Below are 12,825 nucleotides of genomic sequence, written 5' to 3'. Positions count from 1 at the left end.
TCGATCGGCGGCGTACACCGCATCGATTAACCTGTCTGTGGCCCATCATTTGGCGACCAATATCTGTTCGACGCCGGAGTCTGCCGACAGCTTGCGGTCTTTGTTCAAATGGTGATCCGTTTAAATTTACGGCCATGTACTCAACACATCCGATATCAACACAACGCAGGGGCGCGCGCCATACGCATCCATAATGCTCAGCCGCAGCTCCTTGAAGCGTAAAGCGGGAAGATTGGTACCATGACGGTCATAGAGCAAGCTGTAGACGCACTGCAGAAGGCCAGCAAGGTGGTCTTTTTCACCGGCGCTGGCATCTCCGCCGATAGCGGCATTCCCACGTACCGCGAAAAACTTTCTGGAATCTGGGCAGGATACGATCCAAGGGATTTAGAGACGGCCAAGGCCTTTCGAGAAAACCCAGCATTGGTATGGGGATGGTATCTGTGGCGGCGCCTCCGTGTTGCTCAAGCAAAGCCCAATGCCGCACATCTTGTGATACCGCGCATGGCTAACTCACAACGCCAGGTTTCTGTTATTACCCAGAATATTGACGACCTCCATGAGCGAGCGGGCTCGTTAAATGTGGTGCATTTGCATGGCAGTTTGGCAATGCCCAAGTGCTTCGCCTGCCATCGGCCTGCGGTTGTGTCACCAGATCAATCAGTAGTGCCGGATGAAGGCGCTCTGATCGAGCCTCCTAGGTGTCAGCGTTGTAACGGCAAAATGCGTCCTGCGGTGGTCTGGTATGGAGAGGATTTACCAGCCCTGCCTTGGAAGACTGCAGTAAACCTGGTGAAGGATTGCGATCTGCTGATCTCAGTCGGCACCTCCGGGATCGTCATGCCTGCCGCAGGCCTTCCCGACCTTGCGTTGGCGTCTGGAGCTTCGGTCATTCATGTGAACAAGGTCGACGTTGCAATGGGTGAACCGAGGGAGTTCATGCTGATGGGGGCTGCCACCGAAGTACTGTCGATGCTGCTCGAAAGGATAGAGACGGGTAAGTCCAGGAAGCTTGAGCTTTGAAGCTGCGTTTCGAACACGCGTTTCTGATCTGCCCATTAGACCCCCACAGGCGTCAGAAAGGTGTGTTGGCGGACGCTTACGAATAAGGTTTATAGGGAATTATAGAGCGATTATAGAGCGATTATAGAGCGACTATAGATGACCGAATCTGGTCGCCTTGTATTGGACTGACGACCTCAACGCGTGGAGGCTTAAATGACGATGCCATTTGAACGGAGCAGGTCTGTCGCACAAACTCATGCTTTCCTGACGGAACTTGCTCGCGACACAGAAGTGCCCGAACGCATTAGACAAAACGCTCAATTCCTTTTACGCCACTTTCCGACTAAACATGATGTTCTCCAGGCTGGCCGAATTGAAGAGCAAGCGAAAAAATTAGGGATAGGTGTATTTGGCCCCGTTTTTTGCTCCTCAACTGAAGACTGGTAGCAGCCCATCACGGTAGGCAACTTCCGACCCACGCTGTGTGAAAACGTCTGAAACTGCTCAATCTTCTGATCGTCTAGATCATGGTGGGGATGATCATGAAGTGATTCATTAAGGTGAGGCTCGGACGCAGGTCGCCTTGGTGCCGAGGTGCCTGGATGATTACGTTGCCGAAGAAAAACCAGTACAGGTGATCGACGTTTTCGTCGATGAACTCGATCTGGGTGCACTTGGTTTTGAAGGTGTTGATCGGAGTTCCGTGGGGCGCTTATGTTGGCTGGTACGATGTGCACACCGCCATGCGGTGTGTGGACGCCGATGCGCCGTTCGGTGAGTGGCGGCGTCACCCGCATGATCCAAAATGACTGCGTGGCGATTATTTCTTACTGCGCTACGGCCGATGTTTGAGGAGATCTTTGAGGCTCAACTGACCGCCACACATTGGATGTCGACTCCGAATAAAGCCCTAGGTGGATCTGCACCGATCATGCTCTGTGAAACGGAGATAGGCGCTAAGCAAGTTTGCCGCGTCCTTCAGGCCCTAGCTTGGGGGGCGCAACTTAAAAGGAGCATGGTGTGACTCATACTTGCACAGGCGAGTGCGTGTCCGGCACGACTGACCGGAAATGACCGACATTTGTAGTTGCGGATATTTTTGTTACGGATTCGCCTCCGCCTCCGCTCCCGCCCCCATCAACCGGCACATTTCTCGCCTGTTCTTAGTTATGACGACATTGTGACCTTGGGTGATCAGTGCAAGCATACGACAGAATCGCCGGCGAACCTGGCTACAACTGAAAGTAGTGTGCATCGCTTGACGGAGGTGTCCGGCATCCTGCACAGCCCCGCCGTGGCCACCGAGCGCGCTACCTGTGACGTCAGCCTCGATTGCCTGCGCTTGCACTCATCGCCCAGTTTCGGCCTGCGGTGGTTGATGCCGCGTCTGGAGCAGTTTCGCGAGAGTCACCCGGATACCTAGGCGGGATTCTACGTGATCGTAGTGAGGACTCACTTGAGCCCGCAATTTCGCTTTTGCTTATAAATGCGGACTACACGCTGCTGGTAGGCTTGAGACGTGTGTGTTTTCTTCGCCCCTCCATCAGCACCGCCTTTGCTTCTTCTCTATTACCGGATTGGCAGTGAAGGATGTATTGCCCAAGCCTCGCCTGATTCTCGAAGTCGATCTCCAGCCAATCCAGCTCGGCGTCAACATACTGAATAATGTCTTCGAGTTTCGCACTGAACCACTCACCGTTTGTGCGGTACTGAGCAAAATGCTCGTGACACTTCGTCTCCGCCGCAAGGCAGTCTGCAACCTTGGCATTGACTACATTGACTAGCACGCTCCCATGGCCGCTCATCTGTGCGCGCTGGCGACGACCTGCCGTCTTGGTATGTCCGATCTTGCTGAGTCCTGTCATCCCATCGAACAAGACATAGACATAACCGACCAGTCGGTCAGGCGGGCTCGTTGGGTTCCCAGGCGCACGCGAAGCGAGATGCGGGAGAAACTCCTTCGCGGCTTCCACGAAATGCGCCCAGGTTGGGGTTACATCGAGGTCTTTGAGGCTCTTTAAAATCCGCCGCTGTCCAACGTTTTGATCAAAGTCATCCGCATGCGCCAAGCGGGTGGCCTCATTGACAATCATGCCCCAGCCTAGGAGTGATAGCTCTCTCTGTAAGCGCGTCGCAGGCAGGTCGAAAGCAGCCGCCAAGTCGGCGAGTTCAACCTTTTGCACTTGTTCGACCATGCCGCTTTCCTGAACTTCGTTTTTGATGTTGTTGGCCATTTGAGTAACTTCCCGTTTAAGCACCCCGTAAGCAGAGTGGTAGAGATAATACTTTTCATACAAGCACCTCTTTTTTTGTAGGTTAAGTCAAGCAGTTGACTTCGGAGAACGCATCACACACATGATGCAAATTGTTAGAGTTCAGGCCGGTTACGCAGATACGTCCACTATCTAAGGCATAGATGCCATGCATCTCCTTCAACCGACGGATCTGTTTCGGATTTAGCCCGGTATAGGCGAACATGCCTTGCTGGCTGGCGATGAAGCTGAAGTCGTGGTCAAGCCTGCGGACCTCAGAAGCAGGCTTGACCGCTAAACGCTTTTGGGTCCGATTACTCCTCGCGCTTCACCACCAACGTCAAAATGTCGTAACTGGCGACCAGTTCGCCCAGCTGATTGGTGACTTCCACATCCCACGCCACCACGCCTTGCGGAATGCCTTGCGGGCTCTTTTTGCCCTGGTCGATTTTGCGCTTGCAGGTCAGGCGCGCCTGGATGGTGTCGCCGATGCCGACCGGGTTGATGAAGCGCAGAGTGTCGAGGCCGTAGTTGGCCAGTACCGGGCCGGGCGCCGGGGACACGAACAGGCCGGCCGCCGCCGACAGCACGAAGTAACCGTGGGCGATGCGTTTGCCGAATTGCGATTCCTTGGCGGCGATGTCGTCGAAGTGCATGTAGAAATGATCGCCGGACAGGCAGCCGAAGTTCACCAGATCAGCCTCAGTCACAGTGCGACGGTGGGTGAGTAGCGATTCGCCGATCTGCAAATCCTGGAAGAAGCGGCGGAACGGGTGCACTTCGGTTTCGATGACCTTGGCGCCGCGCACGTATTCGCCGGTGACGGCGGCTAGCATGGTCGGCGAGCCTTGGACTGCTGCGCGTTGCAGGTAGTGTTTCACCGCACGCAGGCCGCCGAGTTCTTCACCACCGCCGGCACGACCCGGGCCGCCGTGCTTGAGTTGTGGCAGGGGCGAGCCGTGGCCGGTGGATTCGGCGGCGGATTCGCGATCCAGCACCAGCAAGCGTCCGTGCCATGCCGCCGCGACCGGGATGGCCTTGGCGGCGATTTGTGGATCCTTGGTAATCAGACTGGCCACCAGACTGCCCTTACCGCGAGCGGCCAGGACCAGTGCTTCATCGAGGTCGTCGTAGGCCATCAGGGTGCTGACCGGGCCGAACGCTTCGATGTCGTGAGCGCCACCTTCGGAGTGTGGGTCGCGGGCCTGCAACAGGGTCGGTGCGAAGAACGCACCCTGGCTGACGTTTTCACCGCGCGGTTCGAAACCGTCGCGGGCGCCGAACAGCAGGTCGCTGCTCTGCAACAGGCTTTCCAGACGCTCGGCGACGTCTTTTTGCTGATCGTGGGAGGCCAGCGGGCCCATGCGCACGCCTTCCACCGACGGGTCACCGACCACGACTTTTTTCAGTCGATCGCGCAAGCGAGTGGCGACCGCATCGATGTGTTTGGCCGGGACAATCGCGCGGCGGATGGCGGTGCATTTCTGCCCGGCCTTGGTGGTCATCTCGCGAGCGACTTCCTTGATGAACAGCTCGAACTCTTCGTCGTCCGGGGTCACGTCCGGGGCGAGGATGGCGCAGTTCAGCGAGTCGGCCTCGGCGTTGAACGGAACCGAGTTGCGGATCAGGTTCGGGTTGACGCGCAGCTTGGCAGCGGTGTCGGCGGAACCGGTAAAGGTCACCACGTCCTGGCCTTGCAGGCGATCGAGCAAGTCACCGGTGCTGCCGATGATCAATTGCAGGCTGCCCGCCGGGAGCAAACCGGATTCGTCCATCAGCCGCACCACGGCTTCGGTCAGGTAGCTGGTGGCGCTGGCCGGTTTGACGATGCATGGCATGCCGGCGAGAAAGCTCGGAGCGAATTTTTCCAGCATGCCCCAGATCGGGAAGTTGAAGGCGTTGATGTGCACGGCCAGACCGCCGCGTGGCACCAGAATATGCGTGCCGGCGAAGGTACCGAGTTTGCTCAGCTGCATCGCCGGGCCTTCGTGGACGATGTTGCCCGACGGCAATTCCCGCGAGCCGAGGCTGGCGTAGGTGAACAACGTGCTGTTGCCGCCTTCGATGTCGATCCAGCTGTCTGCACGGGTGGCGCCGCTGTGGTGCGAGATCGCGTAGAGCTGTTCCTTGCGTTCGCTCAGGTACAAGGCCAGGGCCTTGAGACGCTGGGTCCGTTGCTGGAAGTCCAGCGCCATCAGCCCGCTGACGCCCTGGCGGCGACCGTGCTCGATGGCTTCGGCAAGGTCTGGACGCTCTTCGTGGGTGCGCGCAATCTCATGGCCGTCGATGGCGCTGCGCAGGACCTGGGCGCCGTGTTGGCCGATCCAGCGACCGGCGATGAAACTCTGCAGGGTAGGGGCGTGAGGCATCACGATTCCTCCAATGTATGAAAAGTGTTGGCGCGACCGTGACCGCGCCATTCAGGGATTACCAAAGTGCCAGGGTGTAACCGACAATCAGCCGGTTCTCATCGAGGTCGGTGGTCAAGCCATTGCCGGAGCGGAAGGTCACGTTGCGCCAGCGCAGGCTGACGTCCTTGAACACGCCGCTCTGGATCACGTAACTGATGTCGGTGTCGCGTTCCGTTTCGCGGCCGTTATCGACGCTACCGGCCTTGACGTGGCGGCCGTCGGTGTAGCGGGTCATGAAGGTCAGGCCGGGGATGCCTTGCGCCGCGAAGTCATAGTCGTAACGCAACTGCCAGGAGTCCTCGTCGGCGCGGGTGTAGGTGTTGAAGGTCACCAGGTTGACCACGTACGGATCGCCGCCGTTGAGGAACGGAAAGGCGCTGTCGCCGGACAACTGCTGGTACGTGGCACTGACCTTATGGGCACCGTGGGACACGGTGAACATGCTGTTGAAGTTGCGGTTGTCGATGCGCCCGGCACGCTCGGCGCCATCGCCGCGGCTGTCGAAATAGCGAATGTCGCTGCGCAGGTTGAAACCGTTGCCCAGCGGCTGGGTGTGCACCAGCCCGACGAACTGCTGGCGATAGATCTGATCGAGCTTGCCGTAGTAGTAGCTCAGGTTCAGTTGCGGACTGAAAGCGTAGCTGCCGCCAGCGAAGTCGAAGTGATTGCTGCTGGTGGCGCCGAAGCCGATGTCATCGTTGCTGGAAGAGTCCCGCAGGTTGGCCTTGGTCAGGCGCCCGGCATTGACCGTCAGGCCACCGATTTCCTGGCTGGTCAGCAAGCCGCCCTCAAAAGTAGAACCCAGCAGGCGGGTGTCGTTGTAGGTCGCCACCGGCAGCAAGGGTTGCAGGGTGCCGAGCTTCAACACGCTTTTGGATACCCGCAGCTTGCCGGTCAGCCCCAGCTGGCTGAACTCGTCAGCCGGTTCATGGCTGTTCGGGCCAAACGGCAACAACCCGGTGCCACGGCGATCCGCGCTGGAATCAAGTTTCAATCCAAGCTCCCCCAGCGCGTCGAGACCGAAGCCGAAGGTGCCATCGGTGAACCCCGACTCGACGCGCGCAGTGAAGCCCTGCGCCCATTCCTCGGCCTTGGATTGCGGCGCGTTTTCCTGACGGAAATCGCGATTGATGTAGTGGTTGCGCATTTCAATACGGGCCTTGCTGTCGTCGATGAAGTCGGCCATGGCGCAGGGTGCGACCATGGGCAGACTCAATGCGGCGGCCAACGAAAACAGTGATTCGTAGGGTGCGGTACGTGCGGGCTTCATTATTTTTATTCCCTGCCATCAGATCGATCGTTGTTTAGTGCTTGCTGGCGCCGGAGGCACCGATGCCAGTCATCGAACGGATGAACTGCGCCAGATAACGGCCACGCTCAAGGGCTGCGCGGGGCGAGGTATCGGTGACGGAAAACACCCAGGCGCTTAAAAACGCCAGGCTCATGGAGAACAGCGCCGGGTTGGAGTAGGGGAACAGGGCTTTGTCGTGATGCAGCACGTTGACCCACACCGCCGGGCTCAGCACCAGCAAGACAATCGCCGAAGTCAGCCCGGCCAGACTGCCGGTGACCGCGCCGCGAGTAGTCAGGCCTTTCCAGTACATCGAGAGGAACAGCACCGGGAAATTCACCGACGCGGCAATGGCCAAGACCAGCCCGGAGAGGAAGGCAATGTTCTGCGATTCGAACAACAGGCCTAGGATGATCGCCAGCACGCCGATGCACAGCGTGGCAATCCGTGAGACGCGTATTTCCTGCTGCTCGCTGGCTTGGCCCTTGCGCATCACACAGGCATACAAATCGTGGGACACCGCCGACGCGCCGGACAACGCCAACCCGGCGACCACCGCCAGAATGGTCGCGAACGCCACCGCCGAGATGAAGCCGAGGAACAGGTTGCCGCCGACGGCTTGCGCCAGGTGCACAGCGATCATGTTGCCGCCGCCGATGATTGCGCCGCTGGCATCACGGAACGCTGGATCGGTGCCGACCATGACGATTGCGCCGAAGCCGACGATAATCAGCAGCAGGTAGAAATAGCCGATGAAACCGGTGGCGTAGAATACGCTTTTGCGCGCTTCCTTGGCATCGCTGACGGTGAAGAAACGCATCAGGATATGTGGCAGGCCGGCGGTGCCGAACATCATGCCCAGCCCCAGCGAGATCGCATCGATCGGGTTCGACAGCAAACCGCCAGGCGCCATGATGGCGTTGCCTTTGGCATGCACGGCGGTGGCGCCGGCGAACATCGCTTCGGTGCTGAAACCGAAATGCTTGAGCACCATGAAGGCCATGAAAGTGGTGCCGAACAGCAGCATCACCGCTTTGATGATCTGCACCCACGTGGTGGCGAGCATGCCGCCGAAGGTCACGTAGAACACCATCAACACGCCGACCAGCATCACTGCGTAGAGGTAGTCGATACCGAACAGCAACTCGATCAACTTGCCAGCACCCACCATCTGCGCCACCAGGTACATCAGGGCCACGGTCAAGGTACCGAAGGCCGAGGTCAGGCGCACCGGGGTTTGTTCCAGGCGATAGGAGACCACGTCGGCAAAGGTATATTTACCGAGGTTGCGCAGGCGTTCGGCGATCAGGAATAGAATGATCGGCCAGCCCGCTAGTACGCCCAAGGCGTAGAGCAAGCCGTCATAGCCATTAAGGAACATCATCGCCGAGATGCCGAGGAAGGACGCCGCGGAGATCATGTCGCCGGCAATCGCCAGACCGTTCTGGAAACCGGTCATGCCACCGCCCGCGGTGTAGAAGTCGCTGGCGGAACGGGTGCGCAACGCGGCCCAGCGCGTGACGCCGAGGGTGAACAGGACGAACACCAGGAACATGCCGATGGCGTTCCAGTTCAGTGGGCGGGACGCGCCGTCGGCCGCTGCCGCGAAGTCAGCGACACAGGCCAGGGGCAGCAGGAAAAACGCTAGAAGCCGGCTCATTGGGCGCACTCCTGCTTCAGTTTTTCGTTGAGCGGGTCGATCACGTTGTTGGCGCGATAGACGTAGAAACCGGTCAGCGCGAATGCCAGTACCACGATGACCACGCCGACCAGCATGCCCACGCTGGTTACGCCGCCGCTCAGGGATTGGCCGAGGGTGGCGGGGGAAAACGCCACCAGCAACACGAAGCCGAAATAGATCACCAGCATGATCAGCGACAGCGACCAATAGAGGTTCTGTTTACGGCGGACCAGCTGGATGAAGTCGGGGTGCTGGCGGATGAGTTCTACGTCTGTGGGGGTCATGGCGCGCTCTCTGTGTTGTTGTTTTTGTTGTGGGGTGAAGCAAATTCTGTGGTGCGACCCTGTAGGGGCGAGCCTGCTCGCGAAAAACGTCGGGGCGACGCGTTAATCCAGGAAAAACGCGTCTTCGTTGACGACCATCGCGAGCAGGCTCGCTCCTACAGGTTTTGTGTTGTTTTCAGAGCTGATCGAAGTCGAGGACGACTTTGTCGCTGATCGGGAACGCTTGGCACGACAGCACGTACCCGGCCGCGACTTCGTAATCTTCCAGCGCGTGGTTGCTGTCCATTTCCACTTCGCCTTCGATGACCTTGCACTTGCAGGTCGAGCACACGCCGGCCTTGCACGAGTAGGGCAGTTCGGCGCCCTGGGCGTTGCCGGCGTCGAGAATGCTCTGGCTGTTGCGTGGCAGGTCGAATGCCAGCGCGCGGCCATCGCTGATCACGGTGATCTGGCTGATGGCGGCATCCACCTGGCGCGCTGCTTCACGGGCTTCGCGTTTCTGCTGGCTGCCGGCGGCAGCGAACAGTTCGAAGTGAATCCGGTCCGGCGCCATGCCCTTGGCCTTGAGGCTGTCGCGCACGGTTTCTGTCATCTCCTGCGGGCCGCAGATGAAGGCGGCGTCCAGCGTCTTGACGTCGAGCCATCGGCTGAACAGCTGCTCGCATTTTTCGGCGTTGATCCGGCCGTTGTACAGGTCGACATCCTGCTGCTCGCGGCTGAACACGAAGATCAGGTTCAAGCGCTGCAAATAACGGTTTTTCAGATCTTCCAGCTGTTCGCGAAACAACGCGCCAGAGCTGGAGCGGTTGCCATACAGCAGGGTGACGCGGCTGTGCGGCTCGGTTTGCAGGGTGGTCTTGATGATCGACAGGATCGGCGTAATGCCGCTGCCTGCCGCCACGGCCAGGTAATTGCCATGGCGCGCCGGGTCGAGGTCGACATGAAAGTGCCCGGCCGGCGGCATCACTTCCAGGCTGTGCCCGGCCTTCAACTGCTCATTGGCAAACGCGGAAAAACGCCCGCCCGCCACACGCTTGATGGCGATGCGCAGCTCACCGTCGTTGACCCCGGTGCAGATCGAGTAGGAGCGGCGTACTTCTTCGCCGTCCATCTGGGTGCGCATCACCAGGTGCTGGCCCTGGGTGAAGTGAAAACTGTCTTGCAGGTGCTGCGGAATCTCGAAGGCGATGGACACCGCGTCACGGGTCTCGGCGCGCACGTCCTTGATGGTCAGGCTGTGAAATTTGCTCATTATTGTTCTCCAGCTGAGACGGCCGATCGCCGCTCAGATGCACTTGAAATAGTCGAACGGTTCGCGGCAATCGACGCAGCGGTACAAGGCCTTGCACGCGGTGGAACCGAATTCGCTGAGCACTTCGGTGTGCGCGCTGCCGCATTGCGGGCAGACGATCACCGGGCTTTCGCCGAGCAGGCTGCGCTTGCTGGTGCTGCCGTCGGGTGGTGCGATGCCGTAGGCGCGCAGGCGTTCGCGGCCAGCGTCGGTGATCCAGTCGGTGGTCCAGGCCGGGGTCAATTTGCGCTCCAGTTGCGGCGCCTTGAACCCGGCCAGTTCCAGTGCCTCACGGATATCACCTTCGATCACTTCGGTGGCGGGGCAGCCGGAGTAGGTCGGCGTGACCACCACGTGTAAGTGCCCGGCCTGCCAGTCAAGATCGCGAACGATGCCGAGGTCGACCACGCTGACCACCGGCACTTCCGGGTCCATGACCTGCGCCAAGGTCGCCCACGCGGCGGCCAGGTCGGTCGGTTGTGCCGGCCGTGCGCCCTGGTCGCTGGCGATCAGCTCACCAGGTTGCATCGGGGTACGCTCGGGGCAGGAACTGCATCTCGGCCAGCAAAATGCCTAGGTGTTCGGTGTGCAAACCCTTGCGCGCATTCAGGTAGAAATAGCTCGGTACGGCCGGCACGGGCAGGATGGCGCTGGCGAAAATCGCGCTGACCTTGGCTTGCCACGCCGCAGCGACTTGAGCCGCGTCCGGGGTGATGCCTGCATCGCACAAACGTTGTTCGCTGTCATCGGCGCTGGTCAGTTCGACGGTGAAACGCCAGACCTCGGGGATGGCCGCGAGCATGCGTTTGTGGCTTTCCTCGGTGCCGTCACCCAGACGCTCGACCCACTCGCCGGAGCGACGCAGGTGATAGGTGACTTCCTTCACCGCTTTGGCGGCGATCCCAGCGATACGTTCATCGCTGGATTGGCTCAGGCCGCTGAGCACTTGCAGGTGCCAGGCGTCGTAGAGGAACTGCTTGAGGATGGTCACCGCGTAGTCGCCGTTGGGTTGTTCCACCAGCAACAGGTTGCGATAGGCGCGCTCATCGCGGCGGAACGCCAGGTGATCGGCGTCGCGGCCGTCGTCCAGCAGTTCGGCGGCGTAGTCCAGCCAGTTGCGGGCCTGACCAACGAGGTCGAGGCCGACGTTCATCAGCGCCAGTTCTTCTTCCAGTGCCGGCGCCTTGCCGCACCATTGGCACAGGCGCTGGCCCTGGATCAGGGCGCTGTCGCCGAGGCGCAGCAGGTATTCGATCAGATCAGTCTTAGTGTTCATGGTCGACCTCACATGTGCCCGACTTCGGCCGGCAGCTCGTAGAAGCTGGCGTGGCGATAGACCTTGTCGTCCGAGGGATCGAACAGCGGGTCTTTTTCATCCGGGGAGGAGGCGGTGATCAGCGCCGAAGGCACCACCCACAGGCTCACACCTTCACTGCGGCGGGTGTAGAGCTCGCGGGCGTTCTCGATGGCCATGGTGGTGTCGGCGGCATGCACACTGCCGACGTGCTTGTGGTTGAGGCCGTGCTTGCTGCGCACGAACACTTCAAAAAGGGTCCATTCAGACATTTCAGTGACTCCACATCAGGTGGCCGATCAGGCGGCGTTCTTGTTCTGTTTTTTGCGAGCGTGGGCGACCGCGGCTTCGCGGACCCACGCACCGTCTTCAATGGCTTTGCGGCGGGTGGCGACGCGTTCCTGGTTGCACGGACCGTTGCCCTTGAGCACTTCGTAGAACTCGCTCCACTGGATGTCGCCGAAGTCGTAGTGACCACGTTCGGCGTTCCACTTCAGGTCCGGATCGGGGCAGGTGCAGGCCAGCAGTTCCAGCTGCGGGATGGTCTGGTCGATGAAGCGCTGGCGCAGTTCGTCGTTGCTCTGGCGCTTGATCTTCCAGGCCATGGATTGGGCGCTGTTCGGCGAGTGTTCGTCGCTCGGGCCGAACATCATCAGCGACGGCCACCACAGGCGGTTGATCGCGTCCTGGACCATGTCTTTTTGCGCCTGATTACCGTGGCGCATCATGGTCAGGAGGATTTCGTAGCCCTGGCGCTGGTGGAAACTTTCTTCCTTGCAGATGCGCACCATGGCTCGGGAGTAGGGGCCATACGAAGTGCGCTGCAACACCACCTGATTGACGATCGCCGCACCATCCACCAGCCAGCCCACCGCGCCCATGTCGGCCCAGTTCAGCGTCGGGTAATTGAAGATGCTCGAGTATTTGGCCTTGCCGCTGTGCAGCTTGGCGATTTCTTCGTCGCGGTCGGCGCCGAGGGTTTCCATGGCGCTGTAGAGGTACAAGCCGTGGCCGGCTTCGTCCTGAATCTTCGCCATCAATTGCAGTTTGCGTTTGAGGCTTGGCGCGCGGGTGACCCAGTTGCCTTCGGGCAGCATGCCGACGATTTCGGAGTGAGCGTGCTGGGAAATCTGCCGGATCAGGGTCTGGCGATAGGCATCTGGCATCCAGTTTTTCGCTTCGATCTTGATTTCTGAATCGATTTTTTCCTGGAAGGCGCGTTCCTGTTCGGACATTTCCGACAGGTCCTTGATGCGCTTGACGCCGGTTTCTACGAGCTGTGCGTACATGGAGGGTCTCCCGCCGTGAATCTGTTT

The 12,825-nt window shown here is 59.7% G+C and carries 13 protein-coding genes and 3 pseudogenes; 5 read left to right on the top strand and 11 right to left on the bottom strand.

Translation table 11 applies throughout. The annotated features are described in order from the left end of the window. Window positions 1–240 precede the first annotated feature (240 nt). The 5 genes and pseudogenes from ACA055_RS19940 to ACA055_RS19920 all read left to right on the top strand — a co-directional run. Window positions 241–1,023 (top strand): SIR2 family NAD-dependent protein deacylase, encoded by a 783-nt coding sequence (locus ACA055_RS19940; protein ID WP_497680209.1) that lies wholly within the window; start codon window positions 241–243, stop codon window positions 1,021–1,023. Window positions 1,024–1,218: 195 nt separating this feature from the next. Next, window positions 1,219–1,452, top strand: coding sequence for a BPSL0761 family protein (locus ACA055_RS19935; RefSeq protein ID WP_497680208.1), 234 nt, complete (start codon window positions 1,219–1,221; stop codon window positions 1,450–1,452). A gap of 136 nt (window positions 1,453–1,588) precedes the next feature. Further along, window positions 1,589–1,717: pseudogene (locus ACA055_RS19930) on the top strand (hypothetical protein); the annotation flags it as partial. Between the two features lie 93 nt (window positions 1,718–1,810). Beyond that, window positions 1,811–2,029, top strand: coding sequence for an antitoxin Xre/MbcA/ParS toxin-binding domain-containing protein (locus tag ACA055_RS19925; protein WP_497680207.1), 219 nt, complete (start codon window positions 1,811–1,813; stop codon window positions 2,027–2,029). Between the two features lie 234 nt (window positions 2,030–2,263). Next, window positions 2,264–2,422, top strand: a pseudogene (locus ACA055_RS19920) (LysR substrate-binding domain-containing protein); the annotation flags it as partial. Between the two features lie 76 nt (window positions 2,423–2,498). On the opposite strand, the gene ACA055_RS19915 reads toward ACA055_RS19920, so the two are convergent. The 11 genes and pseudogenes from ACA055_RS19915 to paaA all read right to left on the bottom strand — a co-directional run bounded on the left by ACA055_RS19915 (window position 2,499) and on the right by paaA (window position 12,798). Beyond that, window positions 2,499–3,239, bottom strand: coding sequence for a GIY-YIG nuclease family protein (locus ACA055_RS19915; RefSeq protein ID WP_497680206.1), 741 nt, complete (start codon window positions 3,237–3,239; stop codon window positions 2,499–2,501). Between the two features lie 82 nt (window positions 3,240–3,321). After that, a pseudogene (locus ACA055_RS19910) lies at window positions 3,322–3,516 on the bottom strand (aminotransferase class I/II-fold pyridoxal phosphate-dependent enzyme); the annotation flags it as partial. A gap of 55 nt (window positions 3,517–3,571) precedes the next feature. Continuing rightward, complete coding sequence (gene paaZ, locus ACA055_RS19905; protein WP_497680205.1) at window positions 3,572–5,626, bottom strand: phenylacetic acid degradation bifunctional protein PaaZ; 2,055 nt, start codon at window positions 5,624–5,626, stop codon at window positions 3,572–3,574. A gap of 58 nt (window positions 5,627–5,684) precedes the next feature. After that, window positions 5,685–6,938, bottom strand: a complete 1,254-nt coding sequence (locus ACA055_RS19900; RefSeq protein WP_497680204.1) for an OprD family porin — start codon at window positions 6,936–6,938, stop codon at window positions 5,685–5,687. Window positions 6,939–6,972: 34 nt separating this feature from the next. Further along, a complete protein-coding gene (locus tag ACA055_RS19895) occupies window positions 6,973–8,619 on the bottom strand; it encodes a cation acetate symporter (protein ID WP_497342256.1) in 1,647 nt (548 codons plus the stop codon). Then, window positions 8,616–8,924 carry a DUF485 domain-containing protein gene (locus ACA055_RS19890; protein ID WP_497680203.1) on the bottom strand — a complete coding sequence of 103 codons (309 nt, stop codon included), beginning with the start codon at window positions 8,922–8,924 and terminating at the stop codon, window positions 8,616–8,618. The genes ACA055_RS19895 and ACA055_RS19890 overlap by 4 nt, the downstream gene beginning before the upstream one ends. A 175-nt stretch (window positions 8,925–9,099) precedes the next feature. Beyond that, window positions 9,100–10,176: a 1,2-phenylacetyl-CoA epoxidase subunit PaaE gene (gene paaE, locus ACA055_RS19885; RefSeq protein ID WP_497680202.1), complete on the bottom strand. Its 1,077-nt coding sequence runs from the start codon at window positions 10,174–10,176 to the stop codon at window positions 9,100–9,102. Window positions 10,177–10,209: 33 nt separating this feature from the next. Further along, on the bottom strand, window positions 10,210–10,743 hold the full coding sequence (paaD, locus tag ACA055_RS19880; protein WP_497680201.1) for a 1,2-phenylacetyl-CoA epoxidase subunit PaaD: 534 nt from the start codon (window positions 10,741–10,743) through the stop codon (window positions 10,210–10,212). Then, window positions 10,730–11,491: a 1,2-phenylacetyl-CoA epoxidase subunit PaaC gene (paaC, locus tag ACA055_RS19875; RefSeq protein ID WP_497680200.1), complete on the bottom strand. Its 762-nt coding sequence runs from the start codon at window positions 11,489–11,491 to the stop codon at window positions 10,730–10,732. The genes paaD and paaC overlap by 14 nt, the downstream gene beginning before the upstream one ends. Window positions 11,492–11,499: 8 nt before the next feature. Beyond that, complete coding sequence (paaB, locus tag ACA055_RS19870; protein WP_007943393.1) at window positions 11,500–11,781, bottom strand: 1,2-phenylacetyl-CoA epoxidase subunit PaaB; 282 nt, start codon at window positions 11,779–11,781, stop codon at window positions 11,500–11,502. Window positions 11,782–11,808: 27 nt separating this feature from the next. Beyond that, window positions 11,809–12,798 carry a 1,2-phenylacetyl-CoA epoxidase subunit PaaA gene (gene paaA / locus ACA055_RS19865; RefSeq protein ID WP_497680199.1) on the bottom strand — a complete coding sequence of 330 codons (990 nt, stop codon included), beginning with the start codon at window positions 12,796–12,798 and terminating at the stop codon, window positions 11,809–11,811. Between the last annotated feature and the right edge of the window lie 27 nt (window positions 12,799–12,825).

The sequence above is a fragment of the Pseudomonas sp. LBUM1657 genome (assembly GCF_059716075.1).
This window is presented reverse-complemented; position numbering and strand designations above follow the sequence as displayed.

Coding starts and splice junctions, on each gene's coding strand:
- paaB (WP_007943393.1), bottom strand. CDS start 11,781: ATGTCTGAATGGACCCTTTTTGAAGTGTTCGTGCGCAGCAAGCACGGC.
- paaC (WP_497680200.1), bottom strand. CDS start 11,491: ATGAACACTAAGACTGATCTGATCGAATACCTGCTGCGCCTCGGCGAC.
- ACA055_RS19895 (WP_497342256.1), bottom strand. CDS start 8,619: ATGAGCCGGCTTCTAGCGTTTTTCCTGCTGCCCCTGGCCTGTGTCGCT.
- ACA055_RS19890 (WP_497680203.1), bottom strand. CDS start 8,924: ATGACCCCCACAGACGTAGAACTCATCCGCCAGCACCCCGACTTCATC.
- paaE (WP_497680202.1), bottom strand. CDS start 10,176: ATGAGCAAATTTCACAGCCTGACCATCAAGGACGTGCGCGCCGAGACC.
- ACA055_RS19940 (WP_497680209.1), top strand. CDS start 241: ATGACGGTCATAGAGCAAGCTGTAGACGCACTGCAGAAGGCCAGCAAG.
- paaD (WP_497680201.1), bottom strand. CDS start 10,743: ATGCAACCTGGTGAGCTGATCGCCAGCGACCAGGGCGCACGGCCGGCA.
- ACA055_RS19900 (WP_497680204.1), bottom strand. CDS start 6,938: ATGAAGCCCGCACGTACCGCACCCTACGAATCACTGTTTTCGTTGGCC.
- ACA055_RS19935 (WP_497680208.1), top strand. CDS start 1,219: ATGACGATGCCATTTGAACGGAGCAGGTCTGTCGCACAAACTCATGCT.
- paaZ (WP_497680205.1), bottom strand. CDS start 5,626: ATGCCTCACGCCCCTACCCTGCAGAGTTTCATCGCCGGTCGCTGGATC.
- ACA055_RS19915 (WP_497680206.1), bottom strand. CDS start 3,239: ATGGCCAACAACATCAAAAACGAAGTTCAGGAAAGCGGCATGGTCGAA.
- ACA055_RS19925 (WP_497680207.1), top strand. CDS start 1,811: ATGACTGCGTGGCGATTATTTCTTACTGCGCTACGGCCGATGTTTGAG.
- paaA (WP_497680199.1), bottom strand. CDS start 12,798: ATGTACGCACAGCTCGTAGAAACCGGCGTCAAGCGCATCAAGGACCTG.